We start from the raw sequence: 17104 nt of genomic DNA, 5'->3' as shown, positions 1-17104 counted from the left end.
TTTATGTGGCCGGATGAAATTGTATTGACAGACTTTCCCGGCACGCTACAATAGCGGTCTTCGCATCGCAGCAAGCGAACGTGCCCAGGTGGCGGAATTGGTAGACGCACTAGGTTCAGGTCCTAGCGGTGGCAACATCGTGGAGGTTCGAGTCCTCTCCTGGGCACCATCTGTTTTTTAAAAAGGTCGGCTCTCAGCCGACCTTTTTTCATTTCGAGCCTCCGAATCGATGCGCATGTTCGGCACGGGCTTCGGCATCTACCAAGATGCCCGTTATTTTGGTTCGCGTCCTAAAATTATGTTGACAGCCCGTGAAGACACGCTACAATAGCGGTCTTCGCATCGCAGCAAGCGAAACGTGCCCAGGTGGCGGAATTGGTAGACGCACTAGGTTCAGGTCCTAGCGGTGGCAACACCGTGGAGGTTCGAGTCCTCTCCTGGGCACCATCTGTTTTTGAAAAGGTCGGCTTTTAGCCGGCCTTTTTTCATTTCCGGCCCCGGAATCATCGCAGGCCATCTGCAATCCCTCCCCGATTTCGGGTGTCCGCGCCCGCCCCCTTTCCCTCGCCCTTCACGAAACAGAACCGGGATTTCCCTAGGCTGACAGGTCCTCGCTCTCGCGGTTAAATAAATCAACGTGATTTATTTAATGCACCGCCGAGCGGTGCGACATGGAAGGAGACGCCATGAGAAGCCCGCACTTCGGCCAGGGAAGCAATTCGGCCAACGTGCGCCGTTACAACGAGCGCCTGTTGCTAAAGACGCTGCGCCGCGCGGGCAGCGCATCGAAGGCCGATCTCGCCCGTCTCGCGAGCATGACGGGTACGGCGGTCGGCAGCATCATCGCGTCGCTCGCCGACGCGAAGCTGATCGAATTCGCCGGCCGCACCGAAGGCCAGCGCGGCCAGCCGGCTTCGCTGATCCGGCTCGATCCGCGCGGCGCGTTCGGCATCGGCGTCCATCTCGACCGGATGCGCATCGAGACGGCGCTCGTCAATTTCGCGGGCGACGTGCTCGGCCGCCGCTCGCACGACACGCTGCTTCCCCCGCCCGCCGACGTGCTCGAGATCGTGCGTCACGACATCGATGCGATGCAGGCCCTGCTCCCCGACCATGAACGCGCCCGCCTGACCGGCATCGGCGTCGCGCAACCGTACAACCTCGGCGCGTGGATGCGCGAGCTCGGCCTCGCGCCCGACACGTTCCGCGCGTGGGAAGACGTCGATTTCGCGGCCGACCTCGGTCGCACGCTGTCGCTGCCCGTCTTCGGCGAAAACGACGGCAACGCAGCGGCGATCGCCGAACTGTTCTACGGGTACGGCCGGCAGTGCGACGACTTCGTCTACCTGTTCATCGGGCCGGCGATCGGCGGCGGGATCGCGATCGACGGCGACTGCCTGCGCGGCGTGACCGGCAACGCGGGGGACATCGCGGTGATTCCGGTGCCGCCGAGCCGGCTGGCGTCCGCGCCGCCGCCGCGCGGCCAATGGGACATCCTGCTCGCGCGCGCCTCGCTGCATGCGCTCGTGCGCCACCTGCGCCATCGCGGCGAGACGGTCGAGAACCGCGCCGATCTCGAAGCATGCATCGCCCGTGGCCTGCCGGCCGTCGACGAATGGATCGACGATTGCGTCGACGCGCTCGCGCCGGCGTTGCGCGCGGTGCTGTGCGTGATCGACGCGCCGGTGGTCGTGATCGACGCCGACACCGACGCGGGCCTGCTCGACGCAGTCACGACCCGCCTGCGCGCGGCACTCGTGGCCACCGCGCCCGAGGCACGCGGTACACCCGTGCTCGTGCGCGGCACGTTCGGCGCCGACGCCGGCGCGATCGGCGCCGCCACGCTGCCGATGTTTTTCAACTTCTCCCCGCGGGCCGGCATCCTCAAGGGCGCCCGCACCGACTCGCAGGAGGTCAACCATGTCGCGATCTGAGTCGCCCCGTCCGTTGCTCGAGATGCGCGGAATCAGCAAGACGTTCCCGGCCGTGCGCGCGCTCGACAACGTCAGCCTGACCGTCTATCCGGGCGAGATCCATTCGCTGATGGGCGAGAACGGCGCGGGCAAATCGACGCTGATGAAGATCCTGTCGGGCGCCTATCGAGCCGACGCCGGCGGCGAAATCCTGATCGACGGCCAACGCATCGACATCGACGGCCCGCTCGCCGCGCGCGATGCCGGCGTCGCGGTGATCTACCAGGAGCTGTGCCTGTCGCCGAACCTGACCGTCGCGGAAAACATCTACGTCGGCCGCGAACTGCGCCGCGGCAACCGGCGCTGGGGCACCATCGACCGCGCGGCGATGGCGCGCGGCTGCCAGGACGTGCTCGCGCGCCTGGGCGCCCCGTTTGGGCCCGACACGCTCGTCGACACGCTGTCGATCGCCGAACAGCAGCTCGTCGAAATCGCACGCGCCGTGCACACCCGCGCCCGCATCCTCGTGATGGACGAGCCGACCACGCCGTTGTCGTCGCGCGAAACCGAACACCTGTTCCGCCTGATCCGCCAGTTGCGTGAGGAAGGCCTCGCGATCATCTACATCAGCCACCGGATGGCGGAGATCTACGAACTGTCCGACCGCGTGTCGGTGCTGCGCGACGGCGCGTACGTCGGCACGCTGGAGCGCGCGGCGCTGTCGGCCGAGCGGCTCGTCGCGATGATGGTCGGCCGCGACATCTCCGGCTTCTACAAGAAGGAACATGCGCCCTACGACCCCGGCCACCTGCTGCTGTCGGTCCGCGACATCGCCGACGGCACGCGCGTGCGCGGCTGCAGCCTCGACCTGCATGCGGGCGAGGTGCTCGGCATTGCGGGCCTCGTCGGCGCGGGCCGCACCGAGCTCGCGCGGCTGATCTTCGGCGCCGAGCCGCGCGTGCGCGGCGACGTGAAGCTGGGCGAGCGCACGTTCGGCGCGCACTCGCCGCGCGACGCGATCGACGCGGGCCTCGTCTACCTGACCGAGGACCGCAAACGCCAGGGCCTGTTCCTCGACATGAGCGTGCGCGACAACATCAACATCTCGGTGTGCAACCGCGATGCCCGGCTCGGCGCGCTCGATCTCGCCCGCGGCGCCGAACGCGCGCGCGACGCGATCGCATCGCTGTCGATCCGCGTACCGCACGCGAACGTCAACGTCGGCGCGCTGTCGGGCGGCAACCAGCAGAAAGTGCTGCTGTCGCGCCTGCTCGAAACGAAGCCGCGCGTGCTGATCCTCGACGAACCGACGCGCGGCGTCGACATCGGCGCGAAATCCGAGATCTACCGGATCATCAACGAACTGGCCCGTGCCGGTGTGGGCGTGATCGTGATTTCGAGCGAGCTGCCGGAAATCATCGGCGTCGCCGATCGCGTGCTCGTGATGCGCGAAGGCGAGATCGCGGGCGAACTCGGCGGCCACACGCAGACGCCGATCACGCAGGAAGCGATCATCGCGCTCGCCACGGGCTCGCAGGCCGAACTGGCCGACGCGCATTGACCACGGCCCCTTCATTTCCCTCTTCTTTCAAGGTACCGAAATGATCAACCCGACCAAGCAGCGGAACCTCGCTTCCGCGACCGCCCATCCGGTCGCCAACCGCACGCCCCTGATGCGCGGCGCCGATCATCGCGCCCGTATGCAATCGCTGATCCGCACGGCCGGCATGCTGCCGGTGCTGCTGGTCCTGTGCGTCGGCTTCGGCTTCCTGACCGACGGCTTCTTCACGCTGCAGAACCTGTCGATCGTCACGCAGCAGGCGTCGATCAACATCGTGCTCGCCGCCGGCATGACCTTCGTGATCCTGACGGGCGGCATCGATCTGTCGGTCGGCTCGGTGCTCGCCGCCGCGGCCGTCGCGGCGCTGCTCGCGTCGACCATTCCCGGCTGGGGGTGGCTCGGCGTGCCGTTCGCGCTCGCCGTCGGCCTCGTGTTCGGCGCGATCAACGGCGGGCTGATCTCGTTCCTGCGCCTGCCGCCGTTCATCGTCACGCTCGGCGCGATGACGGCCGTGCGCGGCGTCGCGCGCCTGATCGGCAACGACACGACGGTGTTCAATCCGCAACTGCCGTTCGCGTTCATCGGCAACGGCTCGATCCTCGGCGTGCCGTGGCTCGTCGTGATCGCATGCGCGGTGATCGCGATCTCGTGGTTCATCCTGCGCCGCACGGTGCTCGGGATGCGGATCTATTCGGTCGGCGGCAACCCGGAAGCCGCACGCCTGTCCGGCATCAACGTGCGGGCGATCCAGATGTTCGTGTATGCGGCGTCGGGCCTGCTCGCGGGCCTCGGCGCGGTGATGTCGGCCGCGCGCCTGTATGCGGCCAACGGCCTGCAGCTCGGCCAGTCGTACGAGCTCGACGCGATCGCCGCGGTGATCCTCGGCGGCACGAGCTTCGTCGGCGGCGTCGGTTCGATCGTCGGCACGCTGATCGGCGCGCTGATCATCGCGGTGCTGACCAACGGCCTCGTGCTGCTCGGCGTGTCCGACATCTGGCAGTACATCATCAAGGGGCTGGTGATCATCGGTGCGGTCGCGCTCGACCGCTATCGCCAGCGCGACTCGGCCCGGACCTGACAACCCTTTCCTCATCGCTCAACCATCGGCGCGCAGGCAGGTGCTCCTGCGCCCGTTCGCCAACAGACCTCACGGAGACACAACGACATGTTCAAGCACACCGCCGCCCTGACCGCCGCCGCCTGCGCACTCGCCTTCGGCGCCGGCGCCGCCCATGCAGCCGACAAGCCGCTGAAATCGATCGGCGTCACGGTCGGGTCGCTCGGCAACCCGTACTTCGTCACGATCGTGAAGGGCGCCGAAGCGCGCGCGAAGCAGCTCAACCCCAATGCGAAGATCACGGCCGTATCGGCCGACTACGACCTGAACAAGCAGTTCACGCAGATCGACAACTTCATCTCCGCGCACGTCGACATGATCCTGCTCAACGCGACCGATCCGAAGGCGATCGAGCCGGCGGTGAAGAAGGCGCAGGCAGCCGGCATCACGGTCGTCGCGGTGGACGTCGCGGCGGCCGGCGCGAACGCGACCGTGCAGACCAACAACGTGAAGGCCGGCGAACTCGCGTGCGACTACCTCGCGAAGAAGCTGAACGGCAAGGGCAACGTGATCATCGAGAATGGCCCGCAGGTGTCGGCCGTGATCGATCGCGTGAACGGCTGCAAGGCCGTGCTCGCGAAGAATCCCGGCATCAAGCTGCTGTCGAGCGACCAGGACGGCAAGGGCTCGCGCGAAGGCGGGATGAACGCGATGCAGGGCTACCTGACGCGCTTTCCGAAGCTCGACGGCGTGTTCACGATCAACGACCCGCAGGCGATCGGCAGCGATCTCGCGGCGAAACAGCTGAACCGCCCGAACATCGTGATCACGTCGGTCGACGGCGCGCCCGACATCGAGGCGGCGCTGAAGTCGAACACGCTCGTGCAGGCGTCGTCGAGCCAGGATCCGTGGGCGATGGCGCAGCAGGCCGTCAACGTCGGCTACGGAATCATGAACGGCCAGAAACCGGCCAACCCGATGATCCTGATCGAGCCGACGCTCATCACGCGCGACAACGTGAAGACCTACAAGGGCTGGAGTTCCCCGCGCTGATCGCGGCGACCCGCCCGCGAGGCCGGGCGGTGCCGGGCCGGGCCGCGTCGCCGCGCGACGCGCCGGCACTGCCCGCCTGTTCGGATTCAGATCAACTGCCGTACGGCCGCACGCGACGCCGCGGCACGAGGTTTCAACATGACGACGACGTTTCCCCGCCTGATCGTTTTCGGCGAAGCGCTGACCGATTTCATCCGCGACGACGCACGGCACTGGCACAGCATCGCCGGCGGCTCGTGCTGGAACGTCGCGCGCGTCGCGGCGCGACTCGGCGCGCCGACGGCCTTCGCCGGCACGGTGAGCCGCGACATCTTCGGCGACGAACTGATGCGCAAGAGCGCCGACGCCGGGCTCGACATGCGTTTCATCCGGCAGGTCGACCGCGCACCGCTGCTCGCGATGGTCGTATCGAAGCAGCCGCCCCACTATTTCTTCATCGGCGAAAACAGCGCCGATCTCGCGTTCGATCCGGCCGACTTGCCCGCCGGCGCCTTCGACGCGGCCGACATCGTGCACGTCGGCTCGCTCGGTGTCGTGCGCGAGCCGCTCGCGTCGCGCCTGATCGCGCTCGCGCAGGCCGCGCGCGCGGCCGGCAAGCGAATCTCGTTCGACCCGAACTTCCGCGCGCCGATGGCCGCGCCGTCGTATCGCGACACGCTACGCCGGCTGACCGCGCTCGCCGACTGGATCAAGGTATCCGACGAGGATCTGCGCGGGCTGTTTCCGGAACTCGACGAAGCGGCCGCGCTCGCGCAGCTGTGCGCGTGGGCGCCCGACGCGACGATGCTCGTCACGCGCGGCGCAGCCGGCATGCAACTGCTGCATCGCGATACCGTGCTGTTCCAGCCCGCGTTCCCGACCGAAGTTGCCGACACGGTCGGCTGCGGCGACGCGAGCATCGGCGGCTGGCTCGCGAGCCAGCTTGCACGGCCCGAAGCGTCGGCAGCCGAGCATCTGCGCTACGCGGCCGCGTGCGCGGCCGTCGCCTGTGCGCATGCGGGCGCCTATGCGCCGACGGCCGCGGAAGTGACCGACATGATCGAGCGCACCGCCGCCGGCGCCGCGCTTTCGCGATAGACGGCGCCGACGCGCCGCGCCGTCACGCGGCAGGCGTGCCGTCGCTGCCGTTCGGCGGACTGCCGGCCTGCAGCAGTTGCAGGCTCTCGTCGACGCTCAGTTCCGACATCGCAACGTCGTGCAGCGTGTCGTCCGCCGCACGGCGCAGCGCATGCAGCGCGTGCACCTTGAGCCGCACGAGCGCGAGCCGCAGCCCGCGCGCTGCGCATTCGGCCGCGAACGTGCGCAACGATTCGATCGTCGTGCCGTCGACATCCGGTGTTTCCTCGAGACTCAACATCACGGTCCGTGTGTCCGGCGCGGCCTTCATCAGGGCACGCACGCGATTGAGCATCCGGTCCGCATTCGCGAAGAACAACTGCGCCTCGGGCCGCACGATCAGCACGCCCGGCACCGGCTTCGCGTCGGCATGGCTCGCGACGTCGACGAAATCGTGGCTGTCGCGCAGCCGGCCGAGCACGCTGACGTTCGGTTCGGACAGCTTGCGCAGCGTCAGCAGCAGGCTCACGCCGATGGCCGCGAGCAGCCCGTGCAGCACGCCGAGCGCGAGCACCGCGAGCAGCGACGCGATCACGACGAGCCGGTCGCGATGCCAGGCCCAGTACGGCCGGAACACGGACGGATGCAGCGAGTGGCTGACCGCGAAGATCACGATCGCCGCGAGCACGGGCTCGGGCGTACGCGCGAGCTGGGGCAGCAGCAGCCAGACGATCAGCGCGACCACGGCAGCCGCGCACAGGCCGGCCACACGCGACTGCGCACCGGCCGCCTCGTTCGCCGAGGTCGCCGAATAGCCTGCGCCGACCGGCATCCCGTGCAGCAGGCCCGACACGAGGTTCGCACAGCCGAGCGCGACGAGGTCGCGGTTCGGCGACACGGTATCGCCGTGCTTCAGCGCGAAGTTGCGGATCGATCCGTACGACTCCGCATACAGGATCAGCATCAGCGCGAATGCGAGCTCGACCGTCTGCATCCATGCGTTGCGGTCGAGATACGGCAAGCCGAATTCGAGGTGCCGGAAATCGATATGGCCGACGACCGCGATTCCGTACCGCTGCCAGTCGATCGCGTAACCCGCCGCGATCGACAGCACGATCACGACGAGCGTCGCAGGCACGCGCGAGCCGCGGCCGAGGACGAACAGCAACGCGAGCGCCGTCGCGCCGAGCACCGCGCTCGCGAGATTCGCGTGCGGCGCGCCGGCGAGCAGGTCGAGCGCGACGTGCGGCGCATCGCCGTGCTGCACGGCAATCGCGAGAATCTTCGGGAGCTGCTTGATGACGATCGTCAGCGCGAGACCGAACGTGAAGCCGCGCAGCACGGGCCGCGCGACGAAATCCGACATGCCGCCGAGCCGCGCGACGCCGGCCAGGACGAACAGCACGCCCGTCATCGCGACGAGCGCCGCCGCGAGCGCAAGCTGCGCGTCCAGCGCCATTCCCGATTCGGCGAGCACGGTCGCGGCGAGCACCGCGGCCGACGACGACGTCGACGACACGATCGCAAAGCGGCTGCTGCCCGTCAGCGCATAGACGACGAGCCCCGATAGCAGCGCGATGAGGCCGGCCTGCGGCGGCAGGTTGGCGAGCCCCGCATACGCGACCGCCTCGGGAATCAGCAGGCCGGCAATCGACAGGCCGGCCAGCGCATCGAGGCCGACGCGCCGCATGCGCGGTGCGGGCGGCGCGTCGAGCGCCGCGAAATGGTCCGGACGCTGCGGGCCGGCGTCGGGGCGGATCGGGGCGGTCGTCATGAGGCGGTCGGCGCCGGTCAGGGTTTGACGGCGATCACGCCCGACCAGCCGGGCAGATAGCGCGCGTCCTGGTCGTGCGCACGCTGCAGCGCGATATCGAGCGCCTTCGCGAAGTTCTTGCGGATCTGGTCGAGCGATACGTGCTGGCGCAGATAGTCGGCCCACAGGAATTCGCTGAACGGCGTCGCGTCCTTCGCATAGCCGCCCGCCGTGCGCAGCTCGCCGGCGAGGCTGCGGTACGGATCGTCCTCGAGCCCCGTCAGTGCCTTCGGCAAATGCGCATAGCCGCGCCGCGAACCGTCCGGGCCGAACGGATGCACCCACTGGTTGTGTTCCATCATCCGCCAGAAGATCGTGTCGTCGAGCCACGACAGATCCTTCAGCAGCATCGCGTTCACGCGCGCCTCGCCCTCCTCGATCAGCGCGAGGCCGAGATGGTGGTGATCGGTGATGTAGTGCAGCCCGTCCGGGCCGAGGACGGCCGGGAACCAGTGCGATTCGATCGCGGCCTTGCGCGCGCGCTTGTTCAGCGCCTTCCAGTGTTTGCGCTTTGCCTTGACTTCGCGATAGCCGACCGTCATCTGGGTCGGACGCAGCGCGTCGAGCCTGACGGGAATGAGATGAACGTCGTTGCCGAATGCCATGGTCGTACCCCATGTTGCGAATTTCCGGCAACGATACTCCTGATCGCGCAAGCCGTTAATCCCTCATGGCACGCGACGTGCGTCCGGTTGACGATCTCCGACACCTGCCCGCGCGCACGACGCCGCACGACGTCGCACTACGCGCGCAAATCGTTGCGTTCGAGACGATGACGAATGTAAGGAATGCCGTCGTGCACGACGCTGACACGCCGCATGCCGAGCTTGCGCGCCACGTTCAGCGAGCCATGATTGGCCTGCGCGATATCGGCGATCACGCGCGGCAGACGCACGGTGTCGAACGCATGCCGCACGACGGCCGCCGCGGCCTCGCTCGCGAAGCCGCGGCCCCACGTCGCCCGCACGAGCCGCCAGCCGATTTCGACGTCGCGCGCCTCGTCCTGATAGTCGGGAATCAGCAGGATCCAGCCGATGAACGCCTCGGGCGCGGCCTTCTCGAAGATCGACCAGTAGCCGAGGCCCGGCGGATAGTCGCGCGTGATCCGGTGCGTGACGAAGCGCCGATGCTCGTCGGGGTCATGCCACGGGCCCGCGATGTGGCGCGTGACCTCGGGATCGCGATCCATCTCGATGCATGCATCGAGATCGGCCAGCACGCGCGGCCGCAGCCACAGCCTCGCGGTTTCGAGCACGGGCAACGTGTCGGCGGAACGGTCATTCATCGGGACTCCTGATGCGGTGGCGTTGCGCATCGAGCGCATTACAGAACTGATACAAAAATCCTTCCGAAAGGATACAGATACCTGTAGCGTGCGTCGCGCGTTTCCGTTTCCGAAACAGTGCATTTCGTAGGGATTATTCCCGATTCGCGGTTATCGCGCTCCACATCGCGCAGCGCGCAAGCCTACACTCGATCAGTGCCCCCGCGCCGCGCGCGAGCCGGGCCGGCATCCGCATGCAAATCGCGAGCGCGCAAGCCAACGAGGAGACCCCGGACATGAGCTGGACCCGCGAGCAACGCAACGTCACGATCGCCGCCTACCTGGGCTGGACGCTCGATGCATTCGATTTTTTCCTGATGGTTTTCGTGCTGAAGGACATCGCCGCGGAATTCTCGTCGACGATTCCCGCCGTCGCGTTCGCGCTCACGCTGACGCTCGCGATGCGCCCGCTCGGCGCATTGATCTTCGGCCGACTTGCCGACCGCTTCGGTCGCCGCCCGACGCTGATGGTCAACATCGCGTGCTATTCGCTGCTCGAACTGGCGTCGGGTTTCGCGCCGAGCCTGACCGCGCTGCTCGTGCTGCGCGCGCTGTTCGGCATCGCGATGGGCGGCGAATGGGGCGTCGGCTCAGCGCTGACGATGGAAACCGTGCCGACCCACGCGCGCGGCTTCGTGTCGGGGCTGCTGCAGGCCGGCTATCCGAGCGGCTATCTACTCGCATCCGTCGTGTTCGGCCTGTTCTACCAATACATCGGCTGGCGCGGGATGTTCATGGTCGGCGTGCTGCCCGCGCTGCTCGTGCTGTACGTGCGGGCGCACGTGCCCGAATCGCCGGCATGGAAACAGATGGAGAAGCGCCCGCGCCCGAGCCTCGGCGCCACGCTGAAGCAGAACTGGAAGCTCACGATCTACGCGATCGTGCTGATGACCGCGTTCAACTTCTTCTCGCACGGCACGCAGGATCTCTATCCGACGTTCCTGCGCGAGCAGCATCGCTTCGATCCGCATACCGTATCGTGGATCACGATCGTGCTGAACATCGGCGCGATCGTTGGCGGCCTGTCGTTCGGCGCGATCTCGGAGCGGATCGGCCGACGCCGCGCGATCTTCATCGCCGCGCTGATCGCGCTGCCCGTGCTGCCGCTGTGGGCGTTCTCGAGCGGCGCGATCGCGCTCGCCGCCGGCGCGTTCCTGATGCAGATCTCGGTACAGGGCGCGTGGGGCGTGATACCGGTTCACCTGAACGAGATCTCGCCCGACGAGATCCGCGCGACCTTCCCCGGCGTCGTCTACCAGCTCGGCAACCTGCTCGCGTCGGGCAACGCGACGATGCAGGCGTCGCTCGCCGTGTCGAACCACAACGATTACGGCTTCGCGCTCGCGCTCGTGGCCGGCATCGTCGCCGTCGCGATCGCCGTGCTGATCCTGTTCAGCCGCGAGCGGCGCGGTATCGACATGACGCAATCGGTCAATACGCGTACCACCGCCGTGTGAACCCGCACGTTGCGGCATCGCATCATCGCGCGCGCCCCGCCCTGCCGGGAGCGAGTGCAGCGCTTTCCGCACCTGCACATCGAACTAGAGGAATTGGTCCAGATTCCGCGCTTGCCCGGTCCGCCCGCGTTTTTTTATCTTAATGAAAACGACTGTTTGAATCAGATAATCAAATCACCTGTTCGCGGCCGGGCAACCGGCATGGGAGGCGGAACATGGCAGTAAGTCAGGAGGGGCGGCCATCTGCGGGACGGTCGTCCGGGGCGCGGTCATCCGGCACGCGGCAGACCGGCGGGACGAAGGCGCGCATTCTCGATGCGGCCGAGGATCTGTTCATCGAACATGGCTTCGAAGCGATGTCGATGCGGCAGATCACCTCGCGCGCGGCGGTCAATCTCGCCGCGGTCAACTACCACTTCGGCAGCAAGGAAGCGCTCATCCACGCGATGCTGTCGCGCCGGCTCGACCAGTTGAACCAGGAGCGTCTCGGCATCCTCGACCGCTTCGATGCGCAGCTCGGCACGCACATTACCTGCGAGCACGTGCTCGGCGCGATGTTCATTCCGGCGCTCAAAGCATCGCGCGATCCCGAACGCGGCGGGCCGGGGTTTCTGCGGCTGATCGGCCGCGCCTACACCGATCCTTCGCCGTTCGTGCGCAACTTCCTGACCGCGCACTACGCGAGCGTCGCGGGCCGCTTCTTCGACGCCTTTCAGCGCGCGCTGCCGCACCTGCCGCGCACTGAGCTCGGCTGGCGGCTGCACTTCGCGATCGGCGCGCTGTCCGGCGCGCTCGCGGGCGCCGAAACGGAAAGCCTGATCGACGAATTCTCGCAAGGCCGCACGATGAACGACGTGCAGATGATCGCGCGGCTGTCGTCGCTGATCGTCGCCGCGCTGAAGGCGCCGATGCCCGACAGCGCGCAACTGTCGATCTTCGCGGCGGTGCTCGACGACGCCGGCGCAAGCGAAGCATTCGGACTGCCGCAGTCGGGCCCGACCGCCGCCGAGACGGCGCCGCTGCATTCCACGAACTGAGCGCGCGAGGCCACGCGCGGCTTCCTGTTCACGATTTGATTGATACGCGCGGTCGTGCGCGGCGTCGAGGCGCCCGCGTCAACCGGCCGCGAAGCACGGGGCATGGGCTGGCGCTGGCGCGCCGACCCTCGCCGAGCGCCAAGACCGGAGACACGTCATGTCATCTTCCGCAGCACCCACCTCGGCCCACATTCCGCCGAACACCGATGCCATCTGGTACGCGTCGTACCCGCCCGGCGTCCCGCACGAGATCGACGTCACGCAATACGCGTCGCTCGTGCAGTTCTTCGACGAATGCACGACCCGCTTCGCCGACCGCGTCGCCTACGTGAGCGCCGGCGCGTCGATGACCTACCGCACGCTCGCGCGCAAAGTCGACGCGTTCGCGTCGTATCTGCAAAGCCTCGGCGTGAAGCCCGGCGACCGCGTCGCGATCATGCTGCCGAACACGTTCCAGTATCCGGTCGCGCTGTTCGGCACGCTGAAGGCCGGCGCGATCGTCGTCAACGTGAATCCGCTCTACACCGTGCGCGAACTCGCGCACCAGTTGAAGGACAGCGGCGCGCAGACGATCGTCGTGTTCGAGAACTTCGCGCGCACGCTGCAGGACGCGCTGCCGGAAACGCAGGTGAAACACATCGTCGTCACCGCGCTCGGCGATTTGCTCTCCGACGGTTTCAACGCGAAAGGACGCCTGATCAATTTCGTGCTGAAGCATGTGAAGAAGCTCGTGCCGGCCTATCACCTGCCGCAGGCGATCCGGCTGCGCTCCGCCCTCGCGCTCGGCGCGCGCGGCAAGCCGCAACCGGTGCAGACCACGCGCGACGATCTCGCGTTCCTGCAGTACACGGGCGGCACGACCGGCGTCGCGAAAGGCGCGATGCTCACGCACGGCAACCTGATCGCGAACCTGCTGCAGGCGAAGGCCTGGATCGCCGATCAGGTGTCGGGCGACGTCGAAACCGTGCTCACGCCGCTGCCGCTCTATCACATCTATTCGCTGACGGTGAACGCGTTCATCTTCATGGGGCTCGGCGGGCGCAACATCCTGATCGCGAACCCGCGCGACATGAAGATGGTGATGAAGATCATCCGCCACGAGACGTTCACGGGGATCACCGGCATCAACACGCTGTACAACGCGTTCCTCGACAACGACGAATTCCGCAAGCGCGACTTCTCGAAGCTCAAGCTCGCGATGGCGGGCGGGATGGCGATGCAGCGCGCGGTCGCCGAGCGCTTCCAGCAGGTGACGGGCCGCCCGGTGGTCGAAGGCTACGGCCTCACCGAGTGTTCGCCGATCGTCACGATGAATCCCGTGGACCTGAACGACATGGCCGCGTTCAGCGGTTCGATCGGCCTGCCCGCGCCGTCGACCGTAGTGCGCTTTCGTCGCGAGGACGGCACCTGGGCCGCGATCGGCGAGCCCGGCGAGCTGTGCGTGCGCGGCCCGCAGGTGATGCGCGGCTACTGGCAGCGCCCCGACGAGACGGCCAAGGTGATCGACGCCGACGGCTGGCTCGCCACCGGCGACATCGGCGTGATGGACGAGCGCGGCTTCATCCGCCTCATCGATCGCAAGAAGGACATGATCCTCGTGTCGGGCTTCAACGTGTATCCGAACGAGATCGAGGAAGTGCTCGTGATGCATCCCGGCATCAGCGAAGCCGCGGCGATCGGCATTCCGGACGAGGTGCAGGGCGAACGGATCAAGGTGTTCGTCGTGCGTCGCGACCCGTCGTTGACGGCCGAGGATGTACTCGCGCACTGCCGCAAGAACCTGACCGGCTACAAGATGCCGAAATTCGTCGAGTTCCGCGACGCACTGCCGCAGACGAACGTCGGCAAGATCCTGCGCCGAGCGCTGCGCGACGAGGAACTCGCCAAAATCCAGGCGGCGAAGCAAGACTGAACGCCCCCTCGCTCCGGGAGACGCCATCGATGAAAGAAGGAACGAAGCGCCGCGCGCGGCATGCCGCCGCGGCAGCCGTCGCATGCGTGCTGTCGCTCGCGCAGGCGGGCTTGCATGCACAGGAACAGGCCGCCGCCGCGAGCGCGGCACCGGCCGCCGCGCTCCCCGCGGATCTCGCGAAGGTCACGCACGAGCCGCCCGCGCAGCAGGCGCGCTGGCTGCGCACGGCGGCCCAGCGCGGCACGCTCGCGCAACTCGACAATGCGACGCTCACGGCGCTCTTCAAGGCGCTCGATCCGCTGGCCGTGCCGCTCTATATCCGTAACGGCCCCAGCGGTTATCCGTCTTACCAGTTCACGATGGTGCGCCAGGAGCGCATCAACGGGAAATGGTCCGACACGCCCGACCGCATGCTCGTGAAGACGACCCGCGAGCCGCTGCGCGTGTATGCGAAATGGCTGCCGGGCGGCGCACATGCCGGACAGGAGACGATCTACGACACGACGCAGCGCAAGGACGAGATGTACGGCCATCTCGGCGGCCTGCTCGGCAAGATTCCGTTATGGACGGCGATCGACGGCGCGCTCGCGCGCGCCCAGTCGAATCACCAGGTGAAGGATCTCGGCACCGAGTTCATCGCGAACCTGTACCTGACCGAAGGGAAGAAATACCTGGAAGCCGGCGTGCAGCGGCCGACCGACGTGGAAGCCAGAACGATCGGCGGCGTGCGCGTCGTCGCGCTGACCTACGAAACGCCGACCGGCCGGCCGCAGTTCTATGCGAAAAAGGAGGTGCTGGGGCTCGACCTGCACGCACCCTATTTTCGGACCGTCGAATCCTATGACAACGACGGCAGGATCTTCGAGCGGATCGTCATCGAGAAAATCGCACCGACGCCGCTCGACGACACTGCATTCGACCCGAAAAACCCCGACTACGCGTTCTGATACGCGCCGGCGGGGGCCAGCACGGGCTCAATCGTCATCGTCGTCGCCGTGGTGCCGATGCCAGTGCTTGTAATAGTGCTTGCGCCACTTGCGGTAGCGATCGTCGTCGTCATCGCCGTAATAGCCGTATCCGTAGCCCGGATAGGCGACGACGGCGGGCTGCGGCGCCACATAGACCGGCGCCGGCTCGACATAGACCGGCGCGACCGGTACACCGATGCCGACCGACAGATCCACGTGCCCCGCCATTGCACTACCGGAAACGAGCAACGCCATGCTCCCGATCATCCCTGCCACTTGCCTCTTGTTCATGCTCCGGATCCCTGATAAGCCGGCCCGCCCGGCTCGCGCGATTAATGTAAGCGCGGCGCCTGCAGCGAGGTGATACGGGGCTGCGAGAGTCGTAACGCGACGTAACGAAACGACTTTGGCCGTTCGGCCTAATCGCGAAAATGCGCCGGAACGTCTATAGTGGGTTACGGTTCGACACAATCACGACTGCGCGCTTCCCTATCGAACAAGGTAGAATTCCGCCAAACGCCTTGTGGACGAACACGCCACACACACGCACAACATATTCTCTGACGCAGGCTCCTGCCGCACCTCAATGGCCAATCCCGCAGAATCCCATCCACAAAACGACTTCATCAATTCGGCACGCAAGGAACGTAAGCGTGTTGAAATCTATCTCGTCAACGGCATTCGTCTGACGGGGTGTATCGAGTCGTTCGACCAGTATCTGGTGATGCTGCGCACCCCCGTGGGTCTGCAAGGCATCTACAAGCGTGCGATTTCCACGATCCAGCTCGACACCGGCGGCTCGCGCCCCGGCGGCGGCCCCCGCGGCCCGCGCACCGGTGGTCGCCCCGGCGGCCGCGAAGGCGGCGGTCACAGCCCGTACGGCTCGCATGGCGGCCCGCGCGAATCGCGCGGCGACGGCGGCTACGGCTCCCGCGAGCCGCGTGAAGGCTACGGTTCGCGTGAGCCGCGCGAAGGCTACGGCGCACCGCGCGAGCCGCGTGAAAGCTACGGCGCGCCGCGCGACACCGGCGATGCCTCCGGCAACGCCGCGCCGTCGGATTCCCGCGGCGGCAACGGGCCAGTCATCGTGACGCGCCGCCGGCGAATCGTGCCGGACGGCCAGTAAAACAAAAAGGGCAAGCCATCCGTTGCCCTTTTCACTGGTACGACCGATGCGGCGCGTCGCCGCGCCGCCGTCACCGGGTTCAGCGGGCCGTCGTCGGCAGGCCCGCGTCGGCCTCGCGCTGCAGCGAACGCACCTGCTGCTGCAACGCCCGCAGTTGCGACTGCAGCTGAGCCTGTTGCGCCTGCAGCGCCGCCGTTTCGCTCCGCACGCTCTTCTGCCGATCCGCCACCGCTGCCTGCTGCTGGCGGGCGATCGAGATATCCGCCTGCAAACGCCGCGCGCGGTCCTGCGTAACTTCGATCTGCTTGTCCATCTGCGCCTTCTGCGATTCCAGCTTCGCCGCCCGCAGTTCGTTGACGGCCAGCCGCTCCGCCTGATGCGAGAAATCGCGATAGATCGCTTCCGCTCGCGTTTCGTCGTAAGTCTTGATCACGCGCCAGAACGCCTTCTGCTGGAACAACGCGATGAAGTACGCACCGTCCTTGACGTTGAACAGCAGGCTGGCGCCGTAGCTGCCGTTGTAGCTCGTGCGCATTTCCGTGAGCGAATGCGCCTGGATCTGACGCTGCAAATCGTCGACCGTGCTCGGCCCCGTCGTCTCGCCGGCCTGCGGCTGCACCGACGTCTGCGCCTGCGAATCGATCACCGGAATCGCGGCCACCGGCGCCGACGCCTGCTGCACCGCCGGCGCCTGCTGCACCGTCGACGAATCGCTGCCTGCCAGCCCCTGCGCGAACGCGCCTTGCATACCTCCCATCATGGCGAGCAACACGCTCACCCGCCCCAACCCCGTCATATGGCTCATGAAATTTTATTCCCGCCCGAGT

General features: G+C 67.0%; 15 protein-coding genes and 2 tRNA genes. 12 read left to right on the top strand and 5 right to left on the bottom strand.

Going from position 1 to position 17104, the window contains the following annotated elements; all coding sequences use genetic code 11:
* Positions 1-82: 82 nt before the first annotated feature.
* From WT97_RS27735 to WT97_RS27705, 7 genes are all read left to right on the top strand, one after another.
* Positions 83-169: transfer RNA gene (locus tag WT97_RS27735), tRNA-Leu, on the top strand.
* 191 nt (positions 170-360) lie between these two features.
* Positions 361-447: transfer RNA gene (locus WT97_RS27730), tRNA-Leu, on the top strand.
* Positions 448-686: 239 nt separating this feature from the next.
* Entirely contained in the window at positions 687-1934 is a 1248-nt protein-coding gene (locus WT97_RS27725; RefSeq protein WP_034207157.1) for an ROK family protein, read from the top strand.
* Positions 1921-3474: a sugar ABC transporter ATP-binding protein gene (locus WT97_RS27720; RefSeq protein WP_059499019.1), complete on the top strand. Its 1554-nt coding sequence runs from the start codon at positions 1921-1923 to the stop codon at positions 3472-3474. Before WT97_RS27725 ends, WT97_RS27720 begins: the two co-directional genes overlap by 14 nt.
* A 40-nt stretch (positions 3475-3514) precedes the next feature.
* A complete protein-coding gene (locus WT97_RS27715) occupies positions 3515-4552 on the top strand; it encodes a ribose ABC transporter permease (RefSeq protein ID WP_034207155.1) in 1038 nt (345 codons plus the stop codon).
* An 87-nt stretch (positions 4553-4639) separates the two neighbouring features.
* On the top strand, positions 4640-5584 hold the full coding sequence (locus tag WT97_RS27710) for an ABC transporter substrate-binding protein (RefSeq protein ID WP_059499020.1): 945 nt from the start codon (positions 4640-4642) through the stop codon (positions 5582-5584).
* 138 nt (positions 5585-5722) lie between these two features.
* Complete coding sequence (locus WT97_RS27705) at positions 5723-6661, top strand: carbohydrate kinase (RefSeq protein ID WP_060354796.1); 939 nt, start codon at positions 5723-5725, stop codon at positions 6659-6661.
* 22 nt (positions 6662-6683) lie between these two features.
* Here WT97_RS27705 and WT97_RS27700 read toward each other — a convergent pair whose 3' ends face one another.
* The 3 genes from WT97_RS27700 to WT97_RS27690 form a co-directional block, all read right to left on the bottom strand.
* Positions 6684-8414: a SulP family inorganic anion transporter gene (locus tag WT97_RS27700; RefSeq protein WP_060354795.1), complete on the bottom strand. Its 1731-nt coding sequence runs from the start codon at positions 8412-8414 to the stop codon at positions 6684-6686.
* Positions 8415-8431: 17 nt separating this feature from the next.
* Positions 8432-9058: a ParB-like protein gene (locus WT97_RS27695; protein ID WP_059789781.1), complete on the bottom strand. Its 627-nt coding sequence runs from the start codon at positions 9056-9058 to the stop codon at positions 8432-8434.
* Between the two features lie 137 nt (positions 9059-9195).
* The gene (locus tag WT97_RS27690) at positions 9196-9738 is read right to left on the bottom strand and encodes a GNAT family N-acetyltransferase (protein ID WP_059789780.1); all 543 of its coding nucleotides are present in this window, start codon (positions 9736-9738) and stop codon (positions 9196-9198) included.
* 275 nt (positions 9739-10013) lie between these two features.
* On the opposite strand from WT97_RS27690, the gene WT97_RS27685 reads away from it, so the two are divergent.
* From WT97_RS27685 to WT97_RS27670, 4 genes are all read left to right on the top strand, one after another.
* Positions 10014-11234: an MFS transporter gene (locus WT97_RS27685; protein ID WP_059789939.1), complete on the top strand. Its 1221-nt coding sequence runs from the start codon at positions 10014-10016 to the stop codon at positions 11232-11234.
* Between the two features lie 215 nt (positions 11235-11449).
* Positions 11450-12271 carry a TetR/AcrR family transcriptional regulator gene (locus WT97_RS27680; protein ID WP_059499026.1) on the top strand — a complete coding sequence of 274 codons (822 nt, stop codon included), beginning with the start codon at positions 11450-11452 and terminating at the stop codon, positions 12269-12271.
* Positions 12272-12428: 157 nt separating this feature from the next.
* Complete coding sequence (locus WT97_RS27675; protein WP_059789778.1) at positions 12429-14183, top strand: AMP-binding protein; 1755 nt, start codon at positions 12429-12431, stop codon at positions 14181-14183.
* A gap of 29 nt (positions 14184-14212) precedes the next feature.
* Positions 14213-15130 carry a DUF1571 domain-containing protein gene (locus tag WT97_RS27670; RefSeq protein WP_060354794.1) on the top strand — a complete coding sequence of 306 codons (918 nt, stop codon included), beginning with the start codon at positions 14213-14215 and terminating at the stop codon, positions 15128-15130.
* A 27-nt stretch (positions 15131-15157) separates the two neighbouring features.
* Here the strand turns inward: WT97_RS27670 and WT97_RS27665 are convergent, their stop codons facing one another.
* Positions 15158-15442: a hypothetical protein gene (locus WT97_RS27665; protein ID WP_059789776.1), complete on the bottom strand. Its 285-nt coding sequence runs from the start codon at positions 15440-15442 to the stop codon at positions 15158-15160.
* 295 nt (positions 15443-15737) lie between these two features.
* On the opposite strand from WT97_RS27665, the gene hfq reads away from it, so the two are divergent.
* Entirely contained in the window at positions 15738-16277 is a 540-nt protein-coding gene (gene hfq, locus WT97_RS27660) for an RNA chaperone Hfq (RefSeq protein WP_059499030.1), read from the top strand.
* Positions 16278-16356: 79 nt separating this feature from the next.
* Here hfq and WT97_RS27655 read toward each other — a convergent pair whose 3' ends face one another.
* Positions 16357-17082, bottom strand: a complete 726-nt coding sequence (locus WT97_RS27655) for a DUF2968 domain-containing protein (RefSeq protein WP_059789775.1) — start codon at positions 17080-17082, stop codon at positions 16357-16359.
* Positions 17083-17104 lie beyond the last annotated feature (22 nt).

The organism is Burkholderia sp. MSMB1459WGS, from assembly GCF_001534535.1.
Taxonomy (GTDB): Bacteria; Pseudomonadota; Gammaproteobacteria; order Burkholderiales; family Burkholderiaceae; genus Burkholderia.
This window is presented reverse-complemented; position numbering and strand designations above follow the sequence as displayed.

What these genes read in the sequence shown, in the direction of transcription:
- WT97_RS27725 (WP_034207157.1), top strand. Translation starts at nt 687, where the DNA reads ATGAGAAGCCCGCACTTCGGCCAGGGAAGCAATTCGGCCAACGTGCGC.
- WT97_RS27720 (WP_059499019.1), top strand. Translation starts at nt 1,921, where the DNA reads ATGTCGCGATCTGAGTCGCCCCGTCCGTTGCTCGAGATGCGCGGAATC.
- WT97_RS27715 (WP_034207155.1), top strand. Translation starts at nt 3,515, where the DNA reads ATGATCAACCCGACCAAGCAGCGGAACCTCGCTTCCGCGACCGCCCAT.
- WT97_RS27710 (WP_059499020.1), top strand. Translation starts at nt 4,640, where the DNA reads ATGTTCAAGCACACCGCCGCCCTGACCGCCGCCGCCTGCGCACTCGCC.
- WT97_RS27705 (WP_060354796.1), top strand. Translation starts at nt 5,723, where the DNA reads ATGACGACGACGTTTCCCCGCCTGATCGTTTTCGGCGAAGCGCTGACC.
- WT97_RS27700 (WP_060354795.1), bottom strand. Translation starts at nt 8,414, where the DNA reads ATGACGACCGCCCCGATCCGCCCCGACGCCGGCCCGCAGCGTCCGGAC.
- WT97_RS27695 (WP_059789781.1), bottom strand. Translation starts at nt 9,058, where the DNA reads ATGGCATTCGGCAACGACGTTCATCTCATTCCCGTCAGGCTCGACGCG.
- WT97_RS27690 (WP_059789780.1), bottom strand. Translation starts at nt 9,738, where the DNA reads ATGAATGACCGTTCCGCCGACACGTTGCCCGTGCTCGAAACCGCGAGG.
- WT97_RS27685 (WP_059789939.1), top strand. Translation starts at nt 10,014, where the DNA reads ATGAGCTGGACCCGCGAGCAACGCAACGTCACGATCGCCGCCTACCTG.
- WT97_RS27680 (WP_059499026.1), top strand. Translation starts at nt 11,450, where the DNA reads ATGGCAGTAAGTCAGGAGGGGCGGCCATCTGCGGGACGGTCGTCCGGG.
- WT97_RS27675 (WP_059789778.1), top strand. Translation starts at nt 12,429, where the DNA reads ATGTCATCTTCCGCAGCACCCACCTCGGCCCACATTCCGCCGAACACC.
- WT97_RS27670 (WP_060354794.1), top strand. Translation starts at nt 14,213, where the DNA reads ATGAAAGAAGGAACGAAGCGCCGCGCGCGGCATGCCGCCGCGGCAGCC.
- WT97_RS27665 (WP_059789776.1), bottom strand. Translation starts at nt 15,442, where the DNA reads ATGAACAAGAGGCAAGTGGCAGGGATGATCGGGAGCATGGCGTTGCTC.
- hfq (WP_059499030.1), top strand. Translation starts at nt 15,738, where the DNA reads ATGGCCAATCCCGCAGAATCCCATCCACAAAACGACTTCATCAATTCG.
- WT97_RS27655 (WP_059789775.1), bottom strand. Translation starts at nt 17,082, where the DNA reads ATGAGCCATATGACGGGGTTGGGGCGGGTGAGCGTGTTGCTCGCCATG.